We start from the raw sequence: 23253 nt of genomic DNA, 5'->3' as shown, positions 1-23253 counted from the left end.
GATGACAATAAGTGAACTATTGTTTAAGGAAGCGGAGAAGAACGGTTTTACGGATGTAGAAATTTACTCGGAGAAAAAGGAAGTCTTTGGCTGCCAGGTATACAAAGGTGAAATTGACCAGTATGAAATAGCCGAAGACGGCGGCCTGTCGTTCCGGGGCATCATAGATGGAAAGATGGGATATGCCTATACGGAAAAGCTCGATGAGGATTCAATTCCATTTTTAATAAGGAATGCAAAGGAAAATGCACAGATTATGAATGATGAAGCCCGCGAAGAGATTTTTACAGGAAGCAGCCACTATGAGAATGGGAATTTCTATTCAGATTCCCTTGATGAGATAGGAATACCTGAAAAGATTCAATTCATCAAGGATGTTGAAAAAGAACTGCATGACTTTGATCCGAGGTTTCAAGCGACGGACTGGTGCGCAATCCGTAACGAGTCTGTTACGAGGACGCTTGCGAACAATAAGGGGCTGAATGTCAGCGATCGGCTAAACTTCCTGTACGCGTACATTGAGGCGATTGTCAAGGATGGGGATGAAACGAAGACCGCGTTTGAATTTAAGTTATCCCAGGATTTTAATAAGTTAAATGCAAAGGAAATCGCTCAAAAGGCTGCGGAGAAGGCAATTGCCCAGTTGAACTCGAGGCCGATTGAAAGCAAAAATTACTCTGTACTCATTAAAAATAACGCCGCGGCCCAGCTGCTGGCAGTCTACTCGGGCAACTTTTCCGCAGAGAATACGCAGGCGGGAGTATCTCCTTTAAAGGATAAAAGCGGGGATGAAATCGCTTCGAGCAAGATTACAATTGTCGATGACCCGTTCCTTGAAGGCGGCCTTGGCTGCCGGACGTTTGACAGCGAGGGAGTGGCTGTCAGGAAACTTACGGTAGTTGAATCAGGCGTGCTGCAGTCCTTGCTCCATAATCAAAAAACAGCTAAAAAGGATGGGACATCAACAACAGGGCATGCCTATAAAGATTCATATAAGTCAGCTGTTAAGGTTGGTCCATCCAATTTCTACATCGAGCCTTCCAAAGTGGAATTCGATGAGTTGCTCGGTTCAATAGACGAAGGTGTTTTGATTACAAGTCTTTCAGGACTGCATTCAGGTGCCAATACTGTATCAGGCGACTTCTCGGTTGCAGCAAACGGCTTCTACGTCAAAGACGGAAAGGTTCAATATCCAGTCAACTTGATGACGATAGCAGGGAATTTTTATCAAATGCTGGGCGATGTCGCAGAAATCGGTGCCGATCTGACCTTCCCGCTCTCGCCTATTGGATCACCATCCATCCTCGTCAAATCGCTATCGGTTACAGTGGAGTAAACGGGGACGGTTCTCGTTTGCCACTGGCAAAGAGGGACGGTTCTGGTTAGCCAAAGGGAACGGGAGCAATAGTTTTTCCAGCTTCTAATCATAAAAAAAGGACGACACTGCTTGGCGTAATCGCACGTGTCGTCCTTTTTATCATCATCCGGCAGAAGACTCCTGTGAAGGGCAAAGCCCAACAATAAGGGGGTGATGAATGCCAGTTGACGATAGCCAAAGTTTTCCTTCCTGTGGTATAATTAGAACAAACGTTCCGGTTGGAAGTGGGTGTTTGTGTGATTAAAAAAGCGTATAAATTTCGAATCTATCCAAATCAAAAACAGGAAGTCCTGATTAAAAAGACAATTGGATGTGCTCGGTTTGTCTTTAATCTCTTCCTTGAAAAATGGAATACTTCCTACATAGAAGAAGGCAAGGGACTGTCCTATAATAAGTGTTCCTCCCAGCTTCCTGCACTGAAGGAGGAATACCCCTGGTTAAAAGAAGTGGACAGTACGGCCGTACAGACATCCCTCAGGCACCTTTCCGATTCGTTTCAAAGGTTTTTCGAGAAACAGACAAAAGCCCCGCGGTTTAAATCGAAGAAAAACATAGTCCAATCCTATACCTCCAAACACACAAACGGCAATATCGCTATAGTGGGCAATAAGCTGAAGCTTCCTAAGCTTGGGTTAATCCCATTTGCAAAGAGCAGGGAAATTGAAGGCAGAATCTTAAACGCCACAATCCGCCGGAGCCCCTCGGGTAAATACTTTGTTTCAATCCTGGCTGAACAGGAAGTCCAGCCTAAGGTAAAAACGGGTTCAGTGGTTGGGGTCGATTTGGGATTAAAGGATTTTGCTATACTCTCCGATGGCACCTCATACAAAAATCCGAAATTCTTCCGGAGCATGGAAGAGAAATTAATAAAAGCAAAACGCATCCTCTCCCGAAGGCGGGAACAGGCTATAAAGAACAAGAAACCCTTGGGCGAGGCGAAGAACTACCAAAAACAGAAACGGGAAGTCGCAAGGCTCCATGAACGAATCGTGAATGCAAGGACAGATTACCTACAGAAAATCTCTACCGAAATCATCAAAAACCACGATGTCATTGGTATTGAGGATCTGCAGGTAAACCATCTTCTTAAAAATCGCAAACTTGCCAGGTCAATCAGTGAAGTATCCTGGTCCCAATTCCGCACTATGCTAGAGTACAAGGCAAAATGGTATGGAAAGAAAATTGTGGTGGTTTCAAAGACCTTTGCCTCCAGCCAGATCTGCTCGAATTGCAGCCACAAACACAAAGACGTTAAAAATCTCAACCTTCGAAAGTGGGTGTGTCCGGAATGTGGCACGGAACACGATAGGGATATTAACGCAGGAAGAAATCTCCGGAACGAAGCCATTCGTCTCCTAACTGTCGGGGCGACAGGGGTAGCCTAATCAATTAGAAACTGATAGGTTTCTTTACTTAGGAATCCCCTTCCTCAATCAGCGGTAGCTGATAGGTGGGGGTAGTTCAATTGTATGTAAAAGACCAGCAAAAATTCAAGGAATTCTATCAAAATCTGCTAGGGCGGAAGCCTGTATTGGATGTTTCAGGCGTGACCGAATTTAAACTTGCTCCGAATTCCGTGCTGGGGATTATGCCGGAGGATGGAATTGTCAGGGGTTTGGAGGGGAAACTGGCGGTGTTGGCATCAGCAAGGGAGCTGACAGGAATTGGGGCAATTATGTTTCCTATGGAATGGATTTGGCTAGGCATGTTCTGGCATTTGCAAGGCGGATTGAGACGGTATAAATGAATCAGCCAGGAGGATGAGGGGAGCTTAATCAGCTTGATTAGCTTGGTTGGACAAGGCAAGGCCTGTCCTTTTTCGTTTGCTTGTCCCACAACATTTATAAACCAAATGTCCTTAAGAATTTATTGTATTTCTTTAAAGGAGTACCCATATCTCAAAGCTAAATAAATGGCTTTTCCATCACTTGGGTTGTTCTTGCCATAGTCAACCGGGAGAAGCGCAAAAAAAATATAGTACACCGAAAAATAACCAAGTTGATAAAAGAATTTGTTTTCTGGCAATATACCTTGAATAATCAAGAAATTTATGATGACTATCGTTAATCCGTTAAAAATAATGCCGCCTCCATAAATCAACGCGTGTTTCCATTTAGTTTCTCTTTTTAAATCAGTGTACTGGCATGCAGCATCTATGAAATAAAGGGAGAAAAAGTGCATCCGGCCCATTGTAAAGATTTTTTTTCCTCTACCAATTGTTAAGTCCGCTTGACCTCCAAATAGAAAGATGAAAAAAACGTGCCCAAAGGCATGTATGAAAGCAACTAATGGCAATACGACAAAAAAAGCCCAGGCAAATGTATAGAGATCATCCCATGAAAACATTTCCATCCCCCCTCCATAGGACGTTACCTCACATACGCATTATAAAACCTGTAAATTAAACCCGGTAAAGGGTCGGACTGTAAAAAAACCGTAAAGGGGTGAGCTTAAAAAAGATTTCAATAATCGGGACACTGATGTTAATCGTTGTTAAGAGTTGAAACATGAATATTCCAGAAAACTCCTTTAAGAGGCTCCCAAATTAAAAAGGACAGTCCGCTACTGAATGCAGAAACTGTCCTTACTAAATGGAATTTGAAATTAGCTAGCCTTTCTGAACCGGCCCATGACATCGTGGGTGTGGGTAATGTTCACGAATGCCTGTGGGTCGGTTAGTTTAATCGTATGCTTGGTTTCATTTAATTGATACTTTGTAATGACAGTGGTGAGTACCTTTTTAGGCTTATGGGTGTAGGCTCCTTCAGCATCTGTTATCGTAATTCCCCGGGCATGTAATTTTAGCAGAGCATCGCTAAGTTCCTGATATCTCTCGGTAACAATCATTATTGTCAATTTGTCTTGGTTTGTGTAAACCATATCTACTGCACTGCCGGCCACATAAATGGCAATCATTGTGTACAAGGTAATAGACCAGCCAAAAACAATCCCTGATATGGCAACGACTGCCAGGTTCATGCAGATATTCAAGAAACCGACCTGCATGTTCTTTTTCTGTGAAAGAATAAGGCTCACGATATCTGTTCCGCCGGTCGAGCCACCTGTTCTAATAATCAACCCGATAGCAATCCCATACAGCGCACCACCTATAATGGACGATAGAAGGATATCTTCGCTTACCGCGTTGATAGGGATGAACTTTAGGCTTAAAGACAAAACGACAACCGAATAAATAGACAGTAAAATAAACTTTCTGCCTAAATGCTTTATTCCCAGAAAGAATAAGGGGATGTTGATTATCAAAACAGCCAAACCGGTATTGATGTGAAAAAGATGATGGACAAAGAAAGCAATCCCGCTGACACCACCTGATGCTAGCTTATGCGGAATCAAAAAGGTGTTGTAAGCAAACCCGAAAAGAGCTGAACAAAAACCAATGACTACGACCTGTAAACTTAACCTGAACAACGTAAGCACCTCTGTTACTACTCATGATAGATTAGGGACTGGTCCCTATTGCCAACAGCTATTGTACACCCTTTTCAGAAAAAAGGTTACCTTTAGGGACTAGTTATTGGTGGAAAAAACAGGGTAAGTTCAATATTTCCTTCGATTACCTCCGAATAACTAAAAAATGAGAGCGGTTACATTGTCTGCTTGAGTACCTTTTATACTTACATCAAGCGAGCTTTGGCAGACTGAATAAGCTGGTATGCAAGATACGATAAACTAAACACGAGGAAAGCATCGGCAAGGTTCCAGAATAAAGAGTGGGACACATTCCCCAGGCCTGCCGAATGAAACAGCAAATCGACCATATCTATGAGGAAGACATGAACAGCATAAATTCCGAGAGCATTTCCACCGATTTTAGTTATCAGCAGGCCTTTTCCGAGCTGTGGATTATGCAGTGCAAAAGAAAATAGGAAAATTGTCTGGAACATTGTTGAGAGGAAGAACTCCCCATGCCTGGAACCTAGCACTTTTTCGAGCAAAAGGCCTTCAATAATCTGAAGGATTGAGAATAAGAGAAATAAATAGAAGTTCGTCTTTTTAGTTAGGTTCTGATGATGTTTAAGAGGTTTGCTGTAAGAAAACCAAAAACCTGCTGTTGTGTAAAAAAGGCCAAAGAACAAAGCATCACGGGTGCTTTTCGGAAATTCGAAGAAAACTGAATAAGCCTGCCCGAAAAGTCCATAGATGTACAAACAAAAGCTTGTGACCAAAAGGATACCGGTTTTTTCAAGCTTGAAAAACAAGTAAAGGATAGCGATGCTCCAGACAAGGGCAATAACAAACCACAATTGATAGCCGCTTGTCGCTTCTCCATAATAGAGGAGGCCAAGAAAGGATAATCCTTCAAAATACGAAGATAGTTCATTGCGTACATTCCCGCAGCCTGCGAAAATTCTTACAAGATCATATATGAAGTAAAAGACGAGCCAGCTGATGTAAATCTTAAGGATTTTCAAGGCGTATTTTTTAAAATAACTTTTGTTTTGATTAATGCTTGTTACTTTACGGCCAAAAAAATACCCTGATGCCATAAAGAAAAATGGAACAGCAAACCTTGAAATGTTATCAAGAATAAAGTAACCAACTACATGGTCACTAGGAAAGGTGTGGATCACTACAACAGCAAATATAGCAAAGAATTTAATAAAATCGATTGCAAAGTTACGGTCCATGCATTCACCTGATCTTCATTTTAGAATCACTTGATAGTATTTCCGAACTATATTTCTTTATTTACGCTTATACGGGTACAAATTAGTGATAAGCAGTACAGAGAAACATACACAATATTGTAATACTGGTGCTATTAGAATCATCCCATAACGCAGTATAATATTGGTAAATACCCTAAGGGGTAAAAGCGAAGAGAGGGTACTAACTTATGAAAAAACTAGCAGGGATCCTATTGATATTGATTTTTGCCCTTGCCGGATGTGCAGGAATTTCATATGAAACTGTTGATGTTGCGCAAGCGAAGAAATTGGTGGACAGCGGGAAGATTGACGGTATATTGGATGTCCGTACCCCCGAAGAGTATCAAGATGGCCATATAGATGGTGCTATGATGATTCCGCTTCAAGTCATTGAAAGTGAAATGTCAAAGCTGGATAAGGAAAAGACGTATCTTGTTTATTGCCGAAGCGGGAACAGAAGCAAGCAGGCCTCGGATATGCTCAGCCAGAAGGGGTTCAAGCATATTTATAATATGAGCGATGGTTATTCGGAGTGGTAAGCCATTTTTCAAATGAAGGTCCCATAATTGGGGACCTTTTTAGTTAGTGAGGAAAATGGAACTGGGAAGGAAAATTATAAAAAATGTCGAAAGTTAGATGGATAAGAGTTGTTTAATTCTGGGAAATGAGATAACTGAGGAGATGGAAATATGAGTAAATTGCAAATGAAGTACAAAATCCATAAGAGGGTATCCCAAAATGTAGACAAGGAATATGATATTGTTTTTGACAAATGTACGCCTATTATTAATGGAGTCCCTCAAAATGATCTTCAATTATTGATGAGATATACCAAGAATGGGAGAACTGTTAATAATGCGCCAGCCTTTAATGAAATGGATATGATTAAAACCATTATTAAACTTTTTGATAGTGAATTGATTTCTCCAGAAGCAAAGAAAACATTAAAGCAAGGAATATTGAAGGGGATGATATGAAAGTTGTCATCCAGATACTAAAAGCTATAATTTAACAACTATAGTGTAAAAAACAAACCTGTGCAGACTAGGAGGAGTTTGGAATTGAATGGAATTGAATTACCAGGCAATTTACGTGGTCGAAGTATCCATATAAAAGTTATTCCTACTGTATGTAATTTAAAAAATATGCTTATAAAACTAGAAGAAGTGAATGGGGACTACAGCCAGCTAAAGCAATGGGAAAAGAGAAGTTATAAGGCTTACCAGATTGAAAAAATAAAACCTGCATTATTGAAGGCTTCACCACTTGAAAGAAAGCTTTTAATAAAGCAGCATATCCTTAACGAAGATCCAAATGACTTAGGTGCAAGCTGTATAGACATTTATCTAGTTGCCTATGTTGCTGAAACTTTTGGACCTGGGAAAGAAAGATTTTTTCGCTATATAAAGGAAAGTGGAATTTCTGATGAGGCAAATACCGCTCAAGCCATTTGGCAGGTAGGTAAGGGGGATGGTGTATACCTTGATTTGTTGCATGATGATGGTCCAATAAAAGATTGGGAATTCTTCAGGCGGTGGATTCAAGGTCTAAATTAGTGTTTCTGCAATTAATACTATTTCGATTTAATTATAATTTGTATCAAAAGATGTAAGTCTTGAACGATTACAATGAACTTGAGCAGCATTGACTCCTTTATTTTTTCCAAAAATCCTGGGAGATAGAGGGAATTCCCTACTTATGAAGAAATATTATAAATAGAGATACCGCTATGCCTGGAAGCACCAAACATGAAGGAAAGGGTGTTTGTAGTGAAAAAAACGGAGGCTTTGGCAGTCCATTTGAAAAAGGTTGATTTACCGAATGGGGAGACGCTCAGCTACAGGGAACGTGAAGGCGGAGAAAAGACTGTTCTGCTTGTGCATGGCAACATGACGTCATCCAAGCACTGGGATCTGCTGATTGACCGTATGGATTCTGAGTTCAAAATCATTGCTGTAGATATGAGAGGTTTCGGGGAATCAACTTATCACAAAAAAGTCATGTCCATCAAAGACTTTTCAGATGATATTAAGTTGTTTGTTGATGCTCTTGCCTTGAAGGATTTTGCAATGATTGGCTGGTCGACTGGCGGAGCAGTATGTATGCAATTTGCGGCTGATAATCCCGGATATTGCGACAAGTTAATCCTCCTTGAATCTGCTTCGACTAGGGGTTATCCATTCTTCGGAGTAACGCCTGAAGGCCTGCCGGACACGAGCAACCGAGTGACTACATATGAAGACGTTAAGGTGCATCCTACAACAGTTGCGATTCAGACAGCCTATGACCAGAACAACAGGGACTTCCTTAAAGCGACCTGGAATATGCTTATTTATACAAAGAATCAGCCAGATGCAGAATTGTATGAGGAATATGTGGATGATATGCTGACCCAGCGAACGCTTGCTGAAGTCTATCATTCTCTTAATACCTTCAATATCAGCAGCAGGCATAATGGTCTGATAAAAGGGACGGACCAGGTTAAGGATATTAAAATTCCTGTCCTTGTGCTTTGGGGAGACAGGGATCTTGTTGTTAATAAACTAATGACAGAGGAAATTCTTGCGGACTTCGGCGGCCATGCCAAATACGTTGAACTGACAGACTGCGGACATTCACCGCTTGTCGATGACCTTGAGCAGCTTAACGGGCATATTGAGGCATTTTTAAAATAAGATTAGGGACGGTCCCCGTTTTCCATTTGGCAATTGAGGACCGTCCCTATTTTACTATTCCACTGCTACAAATACGACAAAGATACTTTTAGATTTGCATTTCGCTCGCGGATCCTATTTATTAGAACTTCATCTTTTGTGGAATTCTTGCTGCGAATCGCAAAGGTATACAAAATCATAGTTCCAAGATTGGTTGTTTCGACCTGACGAAGAACATGGCTATCAGTGTAACGAGTAAGGATATCCTCGAATAAATCTTCATAGTTCAGATTTTCTGGAACTGTAACTTTTAGGATTTGCGTATCGTTTCCTCTGCCATAATCATACTTGTATAACAAGTAAAGAACGGCACAAGCGAAGAAGGTTAATACGACGGCCATACCAATTTGGTATAGTCCACACGTCATTCCAACACAAAGGCCGAAGAAAATATAGGCAATGTCTTTTCCGTCAGTAACCGCACTGCGGAAACGAATAAGTGAAAAGATTGCAAACAATCCGAACGCAACACCAGCATTGTTGCTGACTACATTCATAACCACTGAAACTACTACACTCATAATAATAATTGTATGTACAAATGACTGCGAATACCGTTCTCCTTTGAAGGTCTTCTGGTACACTTGTGTAATAACGAGGCTAAGCATTGCCGCTGAAGCCATTGCTAAAATAGTCATTAAGATTGAGCTTCCACCCGTTGTTCCATTTGAAAATAATTGTTCCATCTTATCCAACTCCTATCGTTACATTTTCTTTCATGATGTTTCCAGGGAGTTCATTCCCTTTCAATAACTCTAAACTTGTACAAAACTTAGAGGCGCTTCTTTGTTCACACTGCAAATCCTGCAAAATGCGGGTTAACCACAGCGGGACACTATGGGTTACCTTTACTTCCAGAACTACAAGATCCCTATCAATGAAATTCTCCCCGTATGGCCCGTTTTCAATGTGTAAATCGCTATCCCGGCAGCGCAAATTTAAATCAAAGGTAACTCGGAGGTCTGGGTCGGTAATGCAATGAAATGCTTGGCGGTCGTAGCTGACAACCATTGCCGGATTCAAATAATACAGCCTTCGGAAGTGGTGGATTTCCTTCAAAATTTGATGGTTGGATGCTTCAAAATCAAGGACAGGCCAATCGATTGGTTTATTGAGATAACGATAGGCCTCCATCAAAGGCATTAGAGTTCTCCTTTTGTTGACTACATTTTTATGTTTTTGCTTTACCTCAAGAAAAGCATGTCCCTTAATATCGGTATCATCATAGATACGCAGCCTAAGCTTTTGCCGGAACTTCAGCTTATTTTTCGTTTCAAAATAAATATCATAGTTGGGATTTTCGAAATAAAGACTTGTCACTGTATACCTTCCTTGACTGCCAAACTTGTCATACCGCATGTAGGGAGACATTTGGTCAACCAGAATCTCATATTGGAGACGGGAGATTAGGTACTTCTGTTCCCTCCGGCTAAAGATTTCTAAAACCAACTTCATCCATCCTTTCTTTACAAATTATTAATTGTTTTTTTAAGATAGCTTAATAATAGAATCCTATTATTAAAATATTCTGAGAGGAAAATGAGAATTGAATTAAAAAGTAGAATTACCTACCTTAAAAGGGATGACTACTCAAAGGAAGCTTTAAATTGACTACTATGATGTACCCTTGCGAGAAGGGAAAATCCCCAGCAGGGAATCCGATACAAATAATAAAAAGGATGGTTCTAAGCTTTAAAGCTCAGAACCATCCTTTTATTTACCAATATTTAATGAATAAAGGATTTATAAACCGTTTACCATATGACCCTTTTTTGAAAAATTACTCATATTAACGCGGATTGCGAAAACCTTCCTACTCCCCATAACTTTCAATTAGGTTGGCGATGTGTGCATATGCTCCGCCAGCCAGCAGTGCTGAAGAAACGAGTACTGCTTCTGACAGCTCCTCGTTACTGGCGCCTGCTTCAACAGCCTTTTTCGTATGGACATCAATACAATATGGGCATTGTGTAGCATGAGCCACTGCGACAGCGATGATTTCCTTAAATTTATTGCTGAGCTTTCCATCCTTTGTTGAGGCAGCGCTGAAATTGGAGTAGCCCCTAAAACCGACATGGGCATTCCTTCCGATAAAGCTTAGATTCTTTAGATTGCTTCTTGTGTACAAGTTATCCTCAGCTTCAGGGTCCTGGGCATTTTTGATGTGAGTACTATGGGTGACCGCGCCTCCTGCTTCAATTCCAGCAGTCACAAATGCCGCCTCGACAAGCTCTTCGAGGGAAGCACCTTCTTGTTTTGCCTTTTTCGTGTGTGAATCAATGCAGTAAGGGCACTGGGTAACATGGGTAATTGCCACTGCAACGATTTCTTTTTGTTTTTTGCTAAGGGCGCCGTCTTGAAAAACTGCCTCATTAAACTTCGAGAATGCTTCGGCTTGCTCGGGAGCTAGTTCCTCTATTCTGTTGAAATGACGTGTATGGGATTTGTCGTAAAAGTTGGTTGACACTATAAACCACCTCTTCCTAGTTTTTTTATCAAATACAGTCTGCCTAGTCGGCCGGATCCCTTTAATTGTAGTTCTTATAATTTTTAGAAACAAAGAAATCGGCTTGTTGTTGAATAAAGGTAAGCCATTTTAAGGCTTTATAATTAATAAAAGAAGGATGTTCATGCTTATGATGCGCAGGACAATCCTTCTTTTTAAGTTATGAATTTCAAGATCTGGTTACGGATTTGTCGACCAAAGTCCCGCGGATTTTACAAATACTCTTGGATTCAATTTCAGTCCGGCAACGAGATATTCTGCCAAATCCTCTGGATGCATCACTCGTTCAGGGTCACCGCTAATCAAATTTGTTTCTACCGCTAAGTCAGTGACGACGGTGCTCGGTGTTAATGCGGTAACGCGGATGTTGTGCTTGCGAACCTCAAGTGCCAAGGACTCAGTCAAGCCTAGTACTGCAAATTTGGATGCGCTATAGGCACTTGTAACTGGCGCGCCTTTTTGTCCAGCGGTTGAAGAGATATTTACGATGTCTCCCGTTTTCCGTTCAACCATCCCGGGCAATACCGCCCTTGTGACATTGTAAACACCCATCAAGTTTACTTTGATGATGTTCTCCCATTCGTCAGGTTCCATTTCAAGGAAGCCTCCGAATTTCCCGATGCCGGCATTGTTTATAAGGATATCAATATGCCCCAGGTCGGCTTTGATATGCTCAACAGCATGTGTGACCGCCTCTGGGTCAGTGACATTGGCGGAAGCTGCTGAAACATTTACATCGTATTGATCCAGCTCGGTGCTGACTTTTTCAAGATTGGACATGCTCAATCCAATCAATCCCACATTAACACCTTCTTTTGCAAGTTCCATCGCAATCGCACGCCCAATACCTCTGCCTGCTCCAGTGATAATTGCATTCTTTCCTTTTAAAGAAATCATATGTATACCCCTCCTTAATTTCACAATAGTAATCATACCCTTGGAAAAGGTTTCTTACTCAGAATAAGCCTTCCGGGGGAAAAGTTTTTAGAATCAGCTTATTCACTGAAATGGAAGCAACACCTGTACTAAGATGATTTAATGAATAGGTAGATGTCGGATTTAAAGATTGTTTATAGTTTTACTGCTCATCTTACAATTTTAGTAAAAAATCCAATTATTTAGGTTGTTCCGCTGTGAAAGGTGCCAATATCAATATTGTTTACAGATGTAATTTCTAATAAAACGCATATTTAGAGGCCTTTTGAATCGCTCCCTCGAGAAATTTATAAAATTAAAACTTTTTAAAAATATTTTAGTAAAAACATAAATGAAAGGGTTTACTTTTAGTAAAATCTAATCTATTATACTCTTATAAACAGCTAGGAGGGATATGATGAAGGTTTCAAAAATGCATTTATTTCTCGTTTTAACTTTAGTACTCTCTTTATTTTTATCAGCATGCAGTTCGTCTGGAGCAAATAGTAAACAAGATGAGGATGGTAAAGTAACGGTTCGCTTTGCTACATGGGATGTAGGAGACGATGTTAAACTCCAGCAAAAACTAATTGATCAATTCAATGCAGAAAACAAAGATATAAAAGTAGTTTTAGAAGCATACGGTGGGGATTATGATACGAAAATCACCGCAGGTATTGGAGCAAAGGATGCTCCGGATGTAATGTATATGTGGAATTATCCTCAATATAAAGAAGCGCTCGAACCACTTGATTCATTTATTAAAGACCGTGGCGATGAATACAAAAATAATTTCTATGAAACACTATGGAACTACAACTCTGTAGGAGACGATATTTATGGTCTTCCAGTAGGCTACACAACTCATGTTGTTTATTACAATAAAGACCTGTTTGACCAGGCAGGCATTGAGTATCCTCAAGCTGGATGGACATGGGATGATTTTCAGGCAGCCGCTGAAAAGCTGACAGACAAAGGCAAGAAGACAACAGGATTTGCTTTCCCTGGAAAACCAGACCCATATGACTTTGAAATGTATCTATGGGGCAACGGCACTTCCTATGCTGATGAAAAAGGGAACTTGAAAGGGAATTTGAATTCTGCTAAGTCAGTCGAAACCTTTGAAATGTTCCAGGATATGCTTAAAAAGGATATAGCGATCACCTCTGAAGGATGGGGTGACACAGAAATGAAGTCAGGCAAGGTTGGTATGATTGTCAACGGTGCCTGGTACCTGTCAGCTTTTGAAGAAGCTGGTATCAATTTTGGTGTTGTTGAAATCCCGTCGTTCGGTGACAAACCAAGTGCTAGTATCGTAAGTTCCTCGGGTATTGCGATGTCTAAGGATTCCGAGCATAAGGAAGAAGCGTTCAGGTTCATGGAATTCTGGACAGGCGAGCAGGCCAACAAAGAAAGGCTTTCTTTCGAATTGCCAGTCCTTAAGAGTGTAGTTGAATCAGAGAAACTTCAAGAAGACCCAATTAAAAAGGTATTCTACAACATGCTTGAACAAAGTGATGAGTATACACCAACTTCGTTTATCACAGAAGACTGGAGTCAATTGTCAGAGGACTTAGGTTTGGTCTTCGAACAAATCTTTAATCCTAGCACCCGAGTAGAACCTAAAGAAGCGCTTAATAGTCTAGTTAAGTAAAATCATTCACTTGGGAGAATGAGGATGAGTCGTTAACAAAGCGATTTTCTTCTCATTCTTCCTTTATAAAGAGCGGTTATTGTTTTCAAGGTCAAACCATTAAGAGGGAAAAATATGTTTACTAAAAAGGAAAAACAAAAAAAGTTCACATTAGTCCGTAAGAGAGTGCCATATTTATTTATCTTGCCATGGATTATAGGGTTTATCGTGTTCACGCTGGGACCTTTAGCTTTTTCATTGGTAATGAGTTTATTTGATTGGCCGATTGCCGGTGAAGCGAAGTTTGTTGGAATGGGCAACTTTACTAAGATGTTTACGGATGACCCTCAGTTCTATGATTCTCTTATCATCACGTTTAAATTTGCCCTTATTTTTGTTCCGCTTAACCTTATCATCGCGCTCATTCTTGCCATGCTGATTACTCAGCCGGTTAAAGGTATCAAGGCGTTCAGAACCATCTTTTATCTGCCTGCAGTCGTATCAGGTGTTGCGGTATCGATTATCTGGGGATGGATGTTCAATACAGAGTACGGGGTCTTTAACTATCTCCTATCTTTTATTGGAATTGATGGGCCAAGTTGGCTGATCGACCCCAAATGGGCGATTGTAACGATCGTTATAGCCAGCGCCTGGGGCGTAGGGACCATGATGCTAATTTTCTATACCGATATTAAAAGTATACCGATTGAAATGTATGAAGCTGCTTCGATTGATGGGGCAGGACCACTTCGCCAATTTTTTAGTATTACGATTCCTACCATTACACCAACCATTCTCTTTAATCTGATTACTTCTGTCATTGCCGCACTCCAGCAGCTGACGCTTGTATTGCTTCTGACTGGCGGAGGCCCATTAAAATCCACGTATTTCTATGGATTATTCGTTTATAACAATGCATTTAAGCACCATGAACTCGGATATGCCAGCGCAAACGCATGGTTTATGTTTATCATTATCCTGCTCCTGACGCTGTTAATCTTTAAATCTTCTTCGGCATGGGTGTTCTATGAAGCTGAAGTAAAAAGAGAAAAAAAGGGAGGTAAAAAATAATGAAGCTTACAAAAAAGCATAAATTCATTGTTTATACGATTCTTGTTATTTTCTCCCTCTACTTTTTATTTCCTTTTGTTTGGGCACTGATTACAGCACTGAAGTCAGAACCTGAGGTATTTACATACCCGCCAAAATTCATCCCTGATGTGCCGTTATTCAGCAACTTTATTGATGCCTGGAACAGCCAGCCGTTCGGGACCTATTTTAAAAATTCAATGATTGTAACTGTATTGACCACAATCGGGCAGTTGATTTCGTGTTCCCTGGTGGCGTACGGCTTTGCCAGATACGATTTTAAATATAAAAATATCCTTTTCGTTCTCTTATTATCAACGATGATGATTCCATGGGACGTTACAATGATTCCGCTTTATATGGAGTTCAACATGTTTGGCTGGATCAATACGCTGAAACCTCTTATCATTCCGGCATTCTTTGGATCAGCCTATAATATCTTCCTGCTTAGGCAGTTCCTAATGAACATACCGAAGGATCTGGAAAATGCAGCCCGTATTGACGGCGCGAACGAGTTTCAAATTTTCTATAAAATTTTCCTGCCAATCATGAGAGCACCTCTGACATTGATTGCTGTCTTGAATATTATCCTGGTTTGGAACGACTATCTTGGCCCATTAATTTATCTGCAGGACCAATCGAAGTATACGATGGCACTTGGGCTTGCATCATTCCAGGGTATCCATGAGCTTCAAATAATCCCGATAATGGCGATGACACTTGTTATGGTAATTCCGCCGGTAATCGTATTCGCATTTGCACAGAAATACATCGTTGAAGGAATTAGCGGTTCGATAAAGTAGTTTGGAGGTTTATACAATGCAACGAGAAATGAAACGATGGGAAGATATCAGCTTGCTCGCTATGAACAGGCTGCCTGCCCACACTGACTTTTATCGATACAAAGAGTTGAATGAGGCCCTAGCTTTGAAAAAAGAAAAGAGTAAAGGCTACCAGAGCCTTGATGGGGAATGGAAATTCATTTATCTCCAAGCCCCGGAATATTCGCCTCGGCATTTTGAGGCAGCCGACTTTGACATAGCTGGCCTGGATTCTATTGAAGTACCTTCCTGCTGGCAGTTAAAGGGATATGGAAACATGCATTATACAGATGTTTTGTACCTATTTCCGATCAACCCTCCATATGTGCCGCATGAAAACCCAACGGGGATTTACTTTAAAGATTTAGTTTTGGAGGAGGTCAAGGAAGACGAAAGCATCGTTCTTAAATTCAATGGTGTCGATTCTGCTTTCGACCTTTATGTAAATGGCCAGCATGCGGGGTTCAGCAAGGTCTCCAGGCTGCCATCGGAGTTTGATATTACTGATTTCGTCCATGAAGGAACGAACCGCTTGACGGTGAGGGTGTACCAATTTTCTGATGGGACTTATTTGGAAGACCAGGATATGTGGTGGCTTTCCGGCATTTTTAGAAGCGTCGAGCTTTTCAGGCACCATAAGGATACGCTGAAGGATGTATGGATTGAGACCATTCCGGATGAGCAGTACAAATCATTCACTTTTACTATTAATGGTACCTTTTGGACAGAAGCCATCAGCAGTTTAAATGTGAAGCTTTTCCTTAAAGGAGAAGAACAACTCTCTTTTTCCGTCAATGTTGAAGACGGAGCCTTCCAATCAAGCAGGGAAATTGCTGAACCATTGTTATGGAGCGCCGAAGACCCTAATCTCTATACGGCAGTAGTGGAATATGAGTTTCCATCCGGGGTAACAGAGGTTGTGCCGGTTAGATTCGGCTTCAGGTCGATTGAAATTAAAGACAATGAAATCAGGCTGAATGGGAAACGCATTTTCTTTAATGGAGTAAATCGCCATGACTTTAATCCTGTCATGGGCAGGACGGTCACGTATGACGATATGCTCCAGGATGTTATCCTTATGAAGCAGAACAACATTAATGCTGTCAGAACAGCTCACTATCCAAATCTCGATGCTTTTTATGACTTGTGTGATGAATATGGCCTTTATGTGATTGATGAAACAGATCTTGAATGCCACGGTTTTGAAAATACCGGCAATTATAATTGGATCAGCGACAACGAACGGTGGGAAAAGCAGTACGTAGACAGGGCAGTCCGGATGGTCCAAAGAGACCGGAACCATCCAAGCGTGATTATTTGGTCACTTGGCAATGAGTCAGGGGCAGGCCGTAATTTCAAAGCTATGTACCAGGCTATCAAGGAAATTGATCCCTCCAGGCTCGTCCATTATGAAGGAGACAGAGTGGCAGCCTATAGCGATATGTACACGACTATGTACACCAGGTTGAAAGCTTTAGAGGAAATTGGCCAGGATGCTGAAGGGAAAAAGCCTCATATTTTATGCGAATATGGCCATGCCATGGGAAATGGACCTGGCGGATTGACCGAATATCAGGAAGTCATGAGGAAGTACCCGAGGCTGCAGGGCGGATTCATATGGGAATGGTATGATCATGGAATCCAGCAAATCGACGAAAATGGAAATGTATATTACCTTTATGGCGGAGATTACGGGGACTTCCCGACCAATGGGAACTTCTGTATTGATGGACTAGTATTCCCTGACCGGACACCATCTCCTGGCTTAATTGAATATAAGAAAGTAATCGAGCCAATTGTGACGGAAGCTGTAGCGGGCAACCCGCTTCAGGTGAAAATCACAAACAGGTACGACTTCCGAAACTTGAAAGGTGTTCAACTTCGAATCGAAGTGGAATCGTTTGCGCAGTTAATCGAAGAAGCGGAAGTTCAACTTCCGGATATTCCGGCTGGTGAAACCATCGAGTATGCTTTGCCAATCAACCTAGAAAAGGCTCAGGGACATGAAGATGTCTGGATCAGGCTTAGCTACCATGAGCCGGAAGAAACAAGTTATGCGGAAAAGGGCCATCAAATCACGAATGAAGGCTTACTGATTGAGGATACAAAGCGAATCAAGACAACTAAGGACAAAATGGTTCGTTCCGATTCTCAAATAAATATTGAGGAAACCACAACACGGTTAACGGTGGAGAGCCCGCATTTCAACGCGGAATTTTCAAAGGTTGAAGGCGCCCTTCTCTCATTTGTTCTCGAAGGGGAGGAAATCATTCAGTCTGGACCTGAGCTTACGCTTTGGAGAGCATCGATTGATAATGACATGTACAAGCGTGATGCCTGGGTTAATAAATACTTCATTAAACATGCCAGGGAACAAATGGTGTCCATCAAACACCACGTTAGTGAAGGCTTGGCGGATGTGCAAATCAGGAAGTATCTATCCAGTATTAATCAGGGCTGGGGATTTGACGTTACGTATTCGTACAGGATTACTTATGAAGGTGTACTGAACATCCAGGTGGCTGGCGTGAAAGTAATCAGAGGCAAAGAAATTCCAGAGATGCTGCCGAGGATTGGAATCAATATGAAGCTTAATCAGGCATACAATGAGGTTACCTGGTACGGCCGCGGCGATTCCGAGAATTATCAGGACTCCAAGCGGAGCCAGCCTATTGGGCTGTACACAAAATCGGTTCAAGAGATGCATACTGATTATGTGTACCCTCAGGAAAATGGTTCGAGATGCGATACCTCCTTCCTGGGGCTATCAAAGGGTGATTGCTCGATTCTTGTTAACTTTAATGAGCTTCGTGACTTCACCATCCATGATTACGAAATGGAAGCCCTAGAAGAAGCGAAGCACCGTGGAAAAATTAAAAAATCACCATATAACGTTTTGACTATCGACTACAAGCAGAGCGGCCTGGGCAGCAATAGCTGCGGCGAAGAACAGCTTCCTCCATACAGAGTCGGTGTCGAAGATTTTGAAATCGGCCTCGAAATCAGGGCGACCCAAAAGGGCAGCCTTGTAGAAGAAAGTAAATACTTTATAGCAAGATAACCAAACCAAAATCCAATAAGCAGGGGAAACCCTGCTTATTCAGTTAAAAAAGTAAGGAGGGGTCAGACCCCTACCCCCTGGGGGTAAGGGTCTGACCCCGGCTAGGAGAGATAGGATGAAACTAAATATTAAAGAAATTCCTTATTCGAGATTTGGCTCCTATTTCTGTATTTCGGAGGAAAAGGATTCGAAGGATATTTATATAAGGGACGTTCACGGGGGCGATGATGCCCCGTCCCGTTTGTTCAAGGTGGGTGTGCTAAAAGACGGGCTTGACCAGGAATTTGAAGTCCATGCAACGGAAGTCTCTATTCAATTTTTTATAAAAGGATCTGGAGAAGCAGTTGCCGAAATTGTCCTTCCTAAGGAGGATGAACTCCATATTGAAGTAAGGGGTGCAGAATTAAGGCTGACTGCTGATAAAGGTAAATATGATTCGATGATGGAATTGCAGGAAGGGATGTATGAATATCATATTTACCCTAAGGAAATAAAGCTAATGCTCGTTAATTTAAATGGGGTAATGGATGTCCAGGCACCCTGGAATGTGATTGGAAATGAATTTATAGATATTCGCTTAGGCAAAGGCCACTTTGTTCTTGAAAGCTATCGGACTGTGTACAAAGAAAAAGAATATCTTTCGTTTCAAGAGGGGAAAGAAAAGGTCACTAAAATTTATCAGGCTTGGTTCCAATCGATGGCTCCTGTGAAATTAGAGAGTAAGTATCTCCCGTCGATTGAAAGAGCAGCGTATATTACTTGGTCAAGCGTCGTCTATCCGCATGGCCTGTTAAAAGATTATGCCATGTATATGTCCAAGCTTTGGATGTACAATATTTGGTCCTGGGACAACTGCTTCAATGCCTTGAACCTGGGCAAGGAACACCCTGAACTTGCCTACAGCCAATTGAAAATCTTCATGGATACCCAGGATGAATCGGGCGCATATCCGGATTTTGTAAATGATAAGTTTATTTCCTACAATTGCATAAAGCCGCCTGTTTTTGCTTATGTGTATGAACAGTTGATGCAAAAAAACGACTACTTCAAGGATGAGGGCCGGCTTAGGGAAGTCTATGAATCCACGAAAGAAGTATTGGTGTATTATGACAGTTACCGGACGTTTGATGGATGTCTTCCCCATTACAAACACGGAAATGATTCGGGCTGGGATAACGCTTCATTGTTCCACGCTGGCATGCCTGTAGAAGCTCCCGACCTGGCAAGCTTTCTCATCCGCACATATGATATAATGGCATCTTTTGCTAAGATTCTTGGTGAGAAAGAAGAATCCGCTTCCTATAAGGATAGAGCAGATTCGATGTTCAGCCTGCTAATGGAGAGGTTGTATGATGAGGATGGCTTTTATGGCAGATTCGGAAAAGATGCTGAACCGATAGCGATCCGCTCCAGCTTAATCCTCAGGCTGCCAGTGTTGATTGGCTACCGACTGGAAAAAGCCGTTATGGACAATCTCGTAGTCGACCTTGAAGAACGGTTTGAAACGAAATTTGGCCTTGCAACTGAGAGCCCGTCAAGTCCTTATTATAAAGAAAATGGCTATTGGCTCGGACCAATCTGGGCACCAGTCACGTATTTATTTATTCATGCACTAAAGGTGAATGGATATAATGACACGGCTGGGAGGCTGCGGAACAAGTTCCTTGATCTGACACTGCAAGGCGGAATGGCCGAAAACTTCGATCCATTCACAGGCAAAGGTTTGGTTGATACCTCGTTCACATGGACCTCGAGTGTCTTCCTGCAGCTTTTACATGACAGGTTCGGGGAGGATTAAATGCGAAAGTATCTAGGTGAAATTTTTCTAACAATCACAGCCGTCATATGGGGCAGCGGGTTCGTGGCAAGCGCGATAGCCCTTGACCATTGGACACCGTATCAGATTTTGGCTGGCAGATTTGTGATAGGTGCAATTATCTTATGTGCGATATTTTTTCGAAAATTAAAAGGCATAAGCCGAAAGACGATTACCCAGGGTGTAATATTGGGGATTTTCCTTTATGGGGCATTTGCCCTCCAAACGGTGGGCCTTCAATTTACGACACCGTCTAAAAATGCATTCTTAACAGCCGTTAATGTTGTTATAGTCCCTTTTATCGCATTTATCTTTTATAAAAGAAAGGTAGACACATTTGAATTAGTTGGTGCGATTATGGCGATGGTTGGGGTCGGGGTCCTTTCGCTCAAGGTAACTGGAGGAGTCAATATTGGCGATCTGCTGACCCTCGGATGTGCTGTCTTCTTTGCGCTTCAAATTTTTTATACGGCAAAGTATGTGAAAGATTCGGATCCAATCCTATTAACCTTAATGCAAATGATTGCAGCTGCGGCAATTGGCCTGATAGTAGTTATTTTCAAGGGTGACCCCGTCGGCCATATTGAGAGTGAAGGGATGCTGTCGCTATTGTATTTAGGGGTGTTTTCAACAACAGTTGCCTACCTGCTCCAGACCGTGGCTCAAAAATGGATGTCAGAAACAACTGCTGCAATCATCCTTTCGACTGAATCCTTTTGGGGAATGGTCTTTTCGGTAGCGCTTTTGGGTGAGGTTATGACAATCAAAATGCTGATTGGCGCGATTTTAATTCTAAGCGCAATTATGATTTCAGAAACAAAGCCTGCTATTTTTAAAAGGAAAAAATTAAAGGAAATTAGTTGAATATGTAGAAAAGTGAAGATAAGAAATTAAATAGTAGTAGGAGATAACCAATGGCAACTATTAAAGATATAGCCAAGCTGGCGAATGTCTCAATAACAACAGTCTCCAGGGTCCTTAATTATGACGATACACTCAATGTTTCTCCAGAAACTAGGAAGAGAGTTTTTGAGGCGGCCGAGGATCTATCATATGTCGTGGCACCGAAAAAAAAGCAAAAGAGCAAGTGGAAGGTAGGCCTATACGATTCCTTCTCGCTCGAGGAAGAGCTGGTCGATACGTATTACTTATCGATCAGGGTTGCTCTCGAAAAGAAGCTGAATGAAAAAGGAATTGATTTTTACCGGATTGATAAGGAAGGAAATGGGGAAAATCCCAAAAAACTCGATGGAATATTGGCTCTTGGTACGTTTAAACAGAAGGATATTGAGGAAATCAAGGGCTTTGATACACCAAGTGTTTTTGTCGATTCCAACCCAGATGAAGAGTATTTTGATTCGGTGAACATTGACTTTAAGTCAGCGACAAAAAGTGCCCTGAATTACTTGATTGGTTTGGGCCATGAACGAATCGGGTTTATCGGTGGAGTGGAAACTGATATGTACGGGAACCGATTCAAGGATTTGCGCCAGGATGTGTTTGAGACATATTTGAAAGAAAAACATATTTTTAACGAAGAGTTAGTGAAAATAGGCGGTTACGATCCAAAGGATGGATATATCCATTTAAGGGAAATGCTTAGTGGTGAAATTAAACCGACAGCTGTATTTGTAGCAAATGACACAATTGCCGTTGGCTGTTACAAAGCTGCTTATGAACTTGGTGTTAAAATCCCGGAACATTTAAGCATTGTTGGATTCAATGACGTAGCCACGGCAAAATACATGATGCCTCCGTTGACAACCGTGAAGCTTTACACTGAAATTATGGGGGAAACCGCTGTTGACTTGCTGATTGACAGGCTAACAAGCAAGCGTGAAGTCAGCAAGAAAATTACGATCAATACAAAGCTCATCATCCGTGAAAGTGCGGCAGAGCCACCTAAATGAAACATTGGCAAATGCGGATTGCAACCTTGCTCGCCAAATAAGAAAGAGGCTCCATTAGGATGGAAGCCTCTTTTTTGTTGGTTCATAAATCCGCAGCATTTTTACTTTCCGCGGAGTTTCCGTGTTAATGCCTTTAAGAAGGAATCTTTCACTTGTGCCGCTTTTTCCAAAATCTTGATCACAGTCCAGTGCCTGTCGTTTTGGGTTTCTTCTCCTAAAAGGTCAATTCCAAAGTTCTTGCAGAACTCCTGCATGTCATCATAATCAAAGAAATGAGTTTCATTGTCTACACGTGCCAGTATTTCTTTTTCAAAAGGGAATGGAGAACCTTCCTGTTCAAACCCTTCTGTATCCTCTCCGCTATGAAGCTTTCGAATCAGTTCGCCGCCATTATGGACACTGACCATATAGGTGTCTACCGTACTTTGGCCGATTGCCTGGATGACAGTAGAATTAAATTCAGCAGAAAGCAAATTGGCTAAGTCCAGCTGTGGTTCATAGGAGTCATGGAGAATTGAAATCCAGCCTTCTTTATGTTGACTAACAGCAAAATAGGCAGGAACTTCATTTTTGAAAAAATCAAAGACTGGATCCTGATCATTTTGGATAGTCGGTAATTCACCATGTGTCTGGCTAAGCCAGTAACTCAGAAATTTTTTCACATTTGCTTTCGCCGTTTTTACATATAGTGCATAAATATTTATGGACATACTTACCTCCAGGTTGGAAAGAGTTAACTA

Annotated in this window: 22 protein-coding genes; 14 read left to right on the top strand and 8 right to left on the bottom strand. The window is 41.5% G+C overall.

Translation table 11 applies throughout. From position 1 onward, the window contains the following. The first annotated feature begins 1 nt into the window (after window position 1). The 3 genes from AM500_RS22980 (at window position 2) to AM500_RS22970 (ending at window position 3125) form a co-directional block, all read left to right on the top strand. The gene (locus AM500_RS22980; RefSeq protein WP_053601301.1) at window positions 2-1336 is read left to right on the top strand and encodes a TldD/PmbA family protein; all 1335 of its coding nucleotides are present in this window, start codon (window positions 2-4) and stop codon (window positions 1334-1336) included. A 278-nt stretch (window positions 1337-1614) separates the two neighbouring features. Next, a complete protein-coding gene (tnpB, locus tag AM500_RS22975) occupies window positions 1615-2763 on the top strand; it encodes an IS200/IS605 family element RNA-guided endonuclease TnpB (protein WP_053601300.1) in 1149 nt (382 codons plus the stop codon). Window positions 2764-2843: 80 nt separating this feature from the next. Further along, window positions 2844-3125, top strand: a complete 282-nt coding sequence (locus AM500_RS22970) for a VOC family protein (protein WP_053601299.1) — start codon at window positions 2844-2846, stop codon at window positions 3123-3125. Window positions 3126-3244: 119 nt separating this feature from the next. Here the strand turns inward: AM500_RS22970 and AM500_RS22965 are convergent, their stop codons facing one another. The 3 genes from AM500_RS22965 to AM500_RS22955 all read right to left on the bottom strand — a co-directional run bounded on the left by AM500_RS22965 (window position 3245) and on the right by AM500_RS22955 (window position 6027). Then, entirely contained in the window at window positions 3245-3724 is a 480-nt protein-coding gene (locus tag AM500_RS22965) for a hypothetical protein (protein WP_053601298.1), read from the bottom strand. 258 nt (window positions 3725-3982) lie between these two features. Then, complete coding sequence (locus AM500_RS22960) at window positions 3983-4807, bottom strand: YitT family protein (protein WP_053601297.1); 825 nt, start codon at window positions 4805-4807, stop codon at window positions 3983-3985. A 206-nt stretch (window positions 4808-5013) separates the two neighbouring features. After that, window positions 5014-6027 (bottom strand): acyltransferase, encoded by a 1014-nt coding sequence (locus AM500_RS22955; protein WP_053601296.1) that lies wholly within the window; start codon window positions 6025-6027, stop codon window positions 5014-5016. Window positions 6028-6236: 209 nt separating this feature from the next. Between AM500_RS22955 and AM500_RS22950 the strand changes: the two genes are divergently transcribed. The 4 genes from AM500_RS22950 (at window position 6237) to phaZ (ending at window position 8723) form a co-directional block, all read left to right on the top strand. Beyond that, the gene (locus tag AM500_RS22950) at window positions 6237-6587 is read left to right on the top strand and encodes a rhodanese-like domain-containing protein (protein WP_053601295.1); all 351 of its coding nucleotides are present in this window, start codon (window positions 6237-6239) and stop codon (window positions 6585-6587) included. 150 nt (window positions 6588-6737) lie between these two features. After that, a complete protein-coding gene (locus tag AM500_RS22945; protein ID WP_053601294.1) occupies window positions 6738-7025 on the top strand; it encodes a hypothetical protein in 288 nt (95 codons plus the stop codon). An 84-nt stretch (window positions 7026-7109) separates the two neighbouring features. After that, a complete protein-coding gene (locus AM500_RS22940) occupies window positions 7110-7604 on the top strand; it encodes a hypothetical protein (protein WP_197282639.1) in 495 nt (164 codons plus the stop codon). A gap of 213 nt (window positions 7605-7817) precedes the next feature. Beyond that, window positions 7818-8723 carry an intracellular short-chain-length polyhydroxyalkanoate depolymerase gene (gene phaZ, locus AM500_RS22935; protein ID WP_231688073.1) on the top strand — a complete coding sequence of 302 codons (906 nt, stop codon included), beginning with the start codon at window positions 7818-7820 and terminating at the stop codon, window positions 8721-8723. 65 nt (window positions 8724-8788) lie between these two features. Here the strand turns inward: phaZ and AM500_RS22930 are convergent, their stop codons facing one another. The 4 genes from AM500_RS22930 to AM500_RS22915 form a co-directional block, all read right to left on the bottom strand. After that, window positions 8789-9448 (bottom strand): DUF4956 domain-containing protein, encoded by a 660-nt coding sequence (locus tag AM500_RS22930; RefSeq protein ID WP_053601291.1) that lies wholly within the window; start codon window positions 9446-9448, stop codon window positions 8789-8791. A 1-nt stretch (window position 9449) separates the two neighbouring features. Further along, on the bottom strand, window positions 9450-10217 hold the full coding sequence (locus tag AM500_RS22925; protein ID WP_231688072.1) for a polyphosphate polymerase domain-containing protein: 768 nt from the start codon (window positions 10215-10217) through the stop codon (window positions 9450-9452). A gap of 358 nt (window positions 10218-10575) precedes the next feature. Next, window positions 10576-11229 carry a carboxymuconolactone decarboxylase family protein gene (locus tag AM500_RS22920; protein WP_053601289.1) on the bottom strand — a complete coding sequence of 218 codons (654 nt, stop codon included), beginning with the start codon at window positions 11227-11229 and terminating at the stop codon, window positions 10576-10578. A gap of 219 nt (window positions 11230-11448) precedes the next feature. Then, the gene (locus AM500_RS22915; protein WP_053601288.1) at window positions 11449-12165 is read right to left on the bottom strand and encodes a 3-ketoacyl-ACP reductase; all 717 of its coding nucleotides are present in this window, start codon (window positions 12163-12165) and stop codon (window positions 11449-11451) included. Window positions 12166-12598: 433 nt separating this feature from the next. Between AM500_RS22915 and AM500_RS22910 the strand changes: the two genes are divergently transcribed. From AM500_RS22910 to AM500_RS22880, 7 genes are all read left to right on the top strand, one after another. Next, complete coding sequence (locus AM500_RS22910; protein WP_231688071.1) at window positions 12599-13837, top strand: ABC transporter substrate-binding protein; 1239 nt, start codon at window positions 12599-12601, stop codon at window positions 13835-13837. A gap of 114 nt (window positions 13838-13951) precedes the next feature. Beyond that, window positions 13952-14887, top strand: coding sequence for a carbohydrate ABC transporter permease (locus tag AM500_RS22905; RefSeq protein ID WP_053601286.1), 936 nt, complete (start codon window positions 13952-13954; stop codon window positions 14885-14887). Next, window positions 14887-15708, top strand: coding sequence for a carbohydrate ABC transporter permease (locus AM500_RS22900; protein ID WP_053601285.1), 822 nt, complete (start codon window positions 14887-14889; stop codon window positions 15706-15708). Before AM500_RS22905 ends, AM500_RS22900 begins: the two co-directional genes overlap by 1 nt. 16 nt (window positions 15709-15724) lie before the next feature. Continuing rightward, on the top strand, window positions 15725-18787 hold the full coding sequence (locus AM500_RS22895) for a glycoside hydrolase family 2 TIM barrel-domain containing protein (RefSeq protein ID WP_053601284.1): 3063 nt from the start codon (window positions 15725-15727) through the stop codon (window positions 18785-18787). A gap of 115 nt (window positions 18788-18902) precedes the next feature. After that, entirely contained in the window at window positions 18903-20585 is a 1683-nt protein-coding gene (locus AM500_RS22890; RefSeq protein ID WP_053601283.1) for an amylo-alpha-1,6-glucosidase, read from the top strand. Next, the gene (locus AM500_RS22885; protein ID WP_053601282.1) at window positions 20586-21467 is read left to right on the top strand and encodes a DMT family transporter; all 882 of its coding nucleotides are present in this window, start codon (window positions 20586-20588) and stop codon (window positions 21465-21467) included. It begins immediately after the preceding gene. Between the two features lie 50 nt (window positions 21468-21517). Beyond that, window positions 21518-22513 (top strand): LacI family DNA-binding transcriptional regulator, encoded by a 996-nt coding sequence (locus AM500_RS22880; RefSeq protein ID WP_053601281.1) that lies wholly within the window; start codon window positions 21518-21520, stop codon window positions 22511-22513. Between the two features lie 101 nt (window positions 22514-22614). Here AM500_RS22880 and AM500_RS22875 read toward each other — a convergent pair whose 3' ends face one another. Next, window positions 22615-23223: a hypothetical protein gene (locus AM500_RS22875; RefSeq protein ID WP_053601280.1), complete on the bottom strand. Its 609-nt coding sequence runs from the start codon at window positions 23221-23223 to the stop codon at window positions 22615-22617. Window positions 23224-23253: the final 30 nt, after the last annotated feature.

This window comes from Bacillus sp. FJAT-18017, assembly GCF_001278805.1.
In the GTDB taxonomy this organism is placed as follows: Bacteria; Bacillota; Bacilli; order Bacillales; family Cytobacillaceae; genus Bacillus_D.
This window is presented reverse-complemented; position numbering and strand designations above follow the sequence as displayed.

Excerpts from the sequence above, each read along its gene's own strand:
- AM500_RS22980 (WP_053601301.1), top strand. The coding sequence starts at position 2 with ATGACAATAAGTGAACTATTGTTTAAGGAAGCGGAGAAGAACGGTTTT.
- AM500_RS22965 (WP_053601298.1), bottom strand. The coding sequence starts at position 3,724 with ATGTTTTCATGGGATGATCTCTATACATTTGCCTGGGCTTTTTTTGTC.
- AM500_RS22955 (WP_053601296.1), bottom strand. The coding sequence starts at position 6,027 with ATGGACCGTAACTTTGCAATCGATTTTATTAAATTCTTTGCTATATTT.
- AM500_RS22950 (WP_053601295.1), top strand. The coding sequence starts at position 6,237 with ATGAAAAAACTAGCAGGGATCCTATTGATATTGATTTTTGCCCTTGCC.
- AM500_RS22945 (WP_053601294.1), top strand. The coding sequence starts at position 6,738 with ATGAGTAAATTGCAAATGAAGTACAAAATCCATAAGAGGGTATCCCAA.
- AM500_RS22930 (WP_053601291.1), bottom strand. The coding sequence starts at position 9,448 with ATGGAACAATTATTTTCAAATGGAACAACGGGTGGAAGCTCAATCTTA.
- AM500_RS22925 (WP_231688072.1), bottom strand. The coding sequence starts at position 10,217 with ATGAAGTTGGTTTTAGAAATCTTTAGCCGGAGGGAACAGAAGTACCTA.
- AM500_RS22915 (WP_053601288.1), bottom strand. The coding sequence starts at position 12,165 with ATGATTTCTTTAAAAGGAAAGAATGCAATTATCACTGGAGCAGGCAGA.
- AM500_RS22910 (WP_231688071.1), top strand. The coding sequence starts at position 12,599 with ATGATGAAGGTTTCAAAAATGCATTTATTTCTCGTTTTAACTTTAGTA.
- AM500_RS22905 (WP_053601286.1), top strand. The coding sequence starts at position 13,952 with ATGTTTACTAAAAAGGAAAAACAAAAAAAGTTCACATTAGTCCGTAAG.
- AM500_RS22900 (WP_053601285.1), top strand. The coding sequence starts at position 14,887 with ATGAAGCTTACAAAAAAGCATAAATTCATTGTTTATACGATTCTTGTT.
- AM500_RS22895 (WP_053601284.1), top strand. The coding sequence starts at position 15,725 with ATGCAACGAGAAATGAAACGATGGGAAGATATCAGCTTGCTCGCTATG.
- AM500_RS22890 (WP_053601283.1), top strand. The coding sequence starts at position 18,903 with ATGAAACTAAATATTAAAGAAATTCCTTATTCGAGATTTGGCTCCTAT.
- AM500_RS22885 (WP_053601282.1), top strand. The coding sequence starts at position 20,586 with ATGCGAAAGTATCTAGGTGAAATTTTTCTAACAATCACAGCCGTCATA.
- AM500_RS22880 (WP_053601281.1), top strand. The coding sequence starts at position 21,518 with ATGGCAACTATTAAAGATATAGCCAAGCTGGCGAATGTCTCAATAACA.
- AM500_RS22875 (WP_053601280.1), bottom strand. The coding sequence starts at position 23,223 with ATGTCCATAAATATTTATGCACTATATGTAAAAACGGCGAAAGCAAAT.